Here is a 3,369-nt window from a genome sequence, read left to right on the forward strand (position 1 = left end):
CAGAACGACGTCAAGCGGATGCTGGCCTACTCCTCGGTCGCCCACACCGGCTTCCTGCTCGTCGGCGTGCTCGGAGCCCAGGGCGCCAGCGAGCTCGCCGACGGGCAGTACACCTCGCTCGAGGGCGTGCTCTTCTACCTGACCACCTACGGTTTTGCGATGATCGGCTCCTTCGCGATCGTGACCCTGGTCCGCGACGCGGGTGGCGAGGCGACCCACTACGACCGCTGGGCCGGCCTGGGCCGGCGCTCGCCGCTGGTGGCCGGSGCCTTCGCCTTCYTSCTGCTSTCGATGGCCGGCATCCCGCTGACCGCCGGGTTCATCGGCAAGTGGGCGGTCTTCACCTCCGCGATGTCCGCCGGGGCGTGGCCGGTGGTGCTCGTGGCGATCGCGTCCAGCATCGTCGCGATCACGTTCTACGTGCGCCACATCCGGCTGATGTTCTTCACCGACGCCCACCCGGACGGCGCCGCGGCGGTCTCGCGCCCGTCGGTGCTCACCACGGCCACCGTGGCCGTCTGCGTCGCGGCGACCCTCGTCCTCGGCGTGGTGCCGGGCCCGGTTCTCGATCTGGTCACCCATACGGGAGACTTCATCAGGTGACGAACGGAGCATCCCCGGCCGAGCTGGCACTGCCCATCCTCGACGACGCGCTCGCGGACCGGCTCCGCGGTCGCATGGCGGCGGTCGAGGAGGCGCTCTACGGCCACGCGACCAGCCGGGCGCCGTACGTCACCGAGGCGGCCCGCCACCTGCTCGCCGCCGGGGGCAAGCGGTTCCGCCCGCTGCTCGTGCTGCTCGCCGCCGAGGCCGGGCCGCGCCCGGACGCCGAGGAGGTGCTCACCGCCGCCTGCGTCGTGGAGATCACCCACGTCGGCTCGCTCTACCACGACGACGTCATGGACGAGGCCGCGCTGCGCCGCGGCGAGGACTCCGCCAACGCCCGCTACGACAACCTGGTCGCGATCCTGACCGGCGACTGGCTGTTCGCGAAGTCCTCGGAGCTCACCGCCCGGCTCGGGCCGGAGGCGGTCCGGATCCAGGCCGAGACCTTCACCCGCCTGGTCGAGGGCCAGATCCTCGAGACCGTGCCGCCCGCGCCGGGCGATGACCCGCTCGCGCACTACCTCGACGTCGTGGCCGGCAAGACCGGCTCGCTGATCGCCACCTCCGCGCACTACGGCGCCCTCTTCTCGGGCGCCGACCCGGAGGTCGTCACCGCGCTGACGGCGTACGGCGAGCTCGTCGGCACCGCCTTCCAGCTCTCCGACGACATCCTCGACATCGCCTCCGAGAGCGAGGAGTCCGGCAAGACGCCGGGCACCGACCTCAAGGAGGGCGTCCCGACGCTGCCGGTGCTCATGGCGCGCGCGTCGATGGACCCCGCCGACGCCCGGCTGCTCGAGCTGCTCGACCCCGAGCGCACCGACCTCGCGGCCGACGCCCAGCTGCACGCCGAGGCGCTCGACCTGCTCCGCAAGCACCCGGCGATGGCGGAGGCGCAGGCCTACGTCGTCGACCGCGCCCAGGAGGCGAAGCGGCTGCTCACCGCGCTGCCCGAGGGCGCCGTCCGGTCCGCGCTGGAGGCCTTCGCCGACGTGGTCGCCGTCCGCTCGGCATGACCTCCTCGGCACGGTGATCGGCTCCGCCTTGCACGGGGTCGGCCGTTCCGTGGCGACCCCGCTTCGTTAATCTCTAGTAGGTCAGTTAACTTTGGGTGCATGAGCACCATGACCACCAACCAGGACCTCGACCCCGCCGCCCTGCGGCAGGCGTTCGGCGTCTTCCCGACCGGTGTGGTCGCCCTGGCTGCGGAGATCGACGGCGAGCCGGTGGGCCTCGCTGCGAGCTCGTTCACCTCGGTCAGTCTGGACCCGCCGCTGGTCTCCGTCTCGGTCGCCCGTACGTCGAAGACGTGGCCGGACCTGCGCCGTGCCCGCCACTTCGGGGTGACCGTCCTGGCCGACCACCACGGGGCGGTGTGCCGCCAGCTCTCCGGCCCGGTCGCCGACCGGTTCACGGGCATCGACCTGACCACCTCGCCCGAGGGTGCGGTCACGCTCGACGAGGGCCTGGTCCGCTTCTCCTGCTCGCTCTACCGCGAGGTCGAGGCCGGCGACCACGTCATCGTGCTGCTGCAGGTCCTGGCCGTCGACCGCGGCGCCAACGACGCCGCCGGCCACCCCCTGGTCTTCCACCGCAGCGGCTTCGGCCGCCTGGAGCGGACTGCCTGACCACCGCCGAACGCCCGTGCGCCAGCGGCGTGCACCCCGCCGCTGGCGCACGGGGCTTCCAGCACCGGCCCGCCGGGGCTGGTTCAGACGGCCGACGCCTCGGCCGCGAGGGCCAGGGACCGCCGCCGGTGCTGCAGGGCCTCGACGGTGAAGACCGCCAGCGCGACCCACACCAGCACGAAGCCGGCCCAGCGCCCCGGCGGCATGTGCTCGCCGACGACCGTGATGCCCAGCACGAACTGGATCATCGGCGCGAGGTACTGCAGCAGGCCCAGGGTCGTCATCGACACCCGCGTCGCGGCCGCCCCGAAGCAGAGCAGCGGCACCGCGGTCACCAGGCCGCTGGTGACCAGCAGCGCCACGTGCCCGACGCCCTCGGCCGTGAAGTGGGCGTCGCCGGCGCTGCTGAGCCAGAGCAGCCAGACCACGGCGAACGGCGCGATGACGGCCGTCTCGAAGGTCAGGCTCTCCACGGCCCCGACGTCGGCCGACTTCTTCGCCAGGCCGTAGGTGCCGAAGGAGAAGGCCAGCACCAGCGCGAGCACCGGCGGCCGGCCGTAGTCGATGCTGAGCACGACGACGGCGAGGAACCCCAGGCCCAGTGCCCACCACTGCAGCGGGCGCAGCCGCTCGCCCAGCACGAGCACGCCCATCAGCACCGTCACCAGCGGGTTGATGAAGTAGCCGAGCGACGTCTCCACCACCCGGTCGTTGACCACGCCGTAGATGTAGGTGCCCCAGTTGGAGGTGATCGTCGCCGCGGCGACGACCAGCAGCAGCGTCGTACGACGGCTGCGCAGGACGTCGCGGAGCTGGCTGCGCCGTCGCATGACGACGACCAGCACCGCCATGATCATCAGGGACCAGACGATCCGGTGGGCGAGGATCTCGACCGGCCCGCTCGGCTCGAGCAGCGGCCAGTAGAGCGGGAACGCCCCCCACATCGCGTACGCCGCGACGCCGAGCAGGAACCCCCGTCGCGCATCAGCCACCCGGTGAGGCTATCGAGCCGATGGCGCGAGCGTGTCGCCTGTCGTGCTTGATGGCGCGAGCGTGTCGCCTGTCGACGACCGCGCGCAGGCACTCGCTTCGCTCGGCCCACGCTTGTCGCCGACGCGCCTGCGGCGCGGGCGCC

General features: G+C 72.5%; 4 protein-coding genes. 3 read left to right on the forward strand and 1 reads right to left on the reverse strand.

Going from position 1 to position 3,369, the window contains the following annotated elements:
- From L615_RS02900 to L615_RS02910, 3 genes are all read left to right on the forward strand, one after another.
- Positions 1 to 603 (forward strand): proton-conducting transporter membrane subunit (locus L615_RS02900; RefSeq protein WP_261376536.1); only part of this gene is annotated, 603 nt, incomplete at its 5' end.
- Positions 600 to 1,622 (forward strand): polyprenyl synthetase family protein, encoded by a 1,023-nt coding sequence (locus tag L615_RS02905; protein ID WP_396954699.1) that lies wholly within the window; start codon positions 600 to 602, stop codon positions 1,620 to 1,622. The genes L615_RS02900 and L615_RS02905, both read left to right, overlap by 4 nt.
- 99 nt (positions 1,623 to 1,721) lie before the next feature.
- The gene (locus tag L615_RS02910) at positions 1,722 to 2,234 is read left to right on the forward strand and encodes a flavin reductase family protein (protein WP_145724057.1); all 513 of its coding nucleotides are present in this window, start codon (positions 1,722 to 1,724) and stop codon (positions 2,232 to 2,234) included.
- An 83-nt stretch (positions 2,235 to 2,317) separates the two neighbouring features.
- On the opposite strand, the gene rarD is transcribed toward L615_RS02910, so the two are convergent.
- A complete protein-coding gene (gene rarD, locus L615_RS02915) occupies positions 2,318 to 3,226 on the reverse strand; it encodes an EamA family transporter RarD (protein ID WP_145724058.1) in 909 nt (302 codons plus the stop codon).
- Between the last annotated feature and the right edge of the window lie 143 nt (positions 3,227 to 3,369).

The sequence above is a fragment of the Nocardioides sp. J9 genome (assembly GCF_007829375.1).
In the GTDB taxonomy this organism is placed as follows: Bacteria; Actinomycetota; Actinomycetes; order Propionibacteriales; family Nocardioidaceae; genus Nocardioides.